Source organism: Citrobacter sp. Cf087 (genome assembly GCF_030334285.1).
Lineage (GTDB): Bacteria > Pseudomonadota > Gammaproteobacteria > Enterobacterales > Enterobacteriaceae > Citrobacter > Citrobacter freundii.
In genome coordinates this window covers 1-240 of record NZ_JAOWED010000011.1, presented here as the reverse complement: position 1 = coordinate 240, position 240 = coordinate 1, and the positions used below count along the sequence as shown (strand labels likewise).

Sequence of the window (240 nt, the reverse complement as noted above, 5' to 3'; positions counted from 1 at the left end):
TGGTGCATCCGGGAGGATTCGAACCTCCGACCGCTCGGTTCGTAGCCGAGTACTCTATCCAGCTGAGCTACGGATGCATCAGGAAAACTTACTTACTGCAGATTTGATATCGCTGCTAAAGTGATATCGATTTCCGTAACAACGCTAATGCGTTATTGCAGAGAAGATGGTGCATCCGGGAGGATTCGAACCTCCGACCGCTCGGTTCGTAGCCGAGTACTCTATCCAGCTGAGCTACGG

At 51.7% G+C, this 240-nt stretch carries 1 tRNA gene; it reads right to left on the bottom strand.

Features of this window, described 5'->3' with window-relative positions:
- Window positions 1-77: transfer RNA gene (locus tag OGV57_RS00035), tRNA-Arg, on the bottom strand.
- Window positions 78-240: the final 163 nt, after the last annotated feature.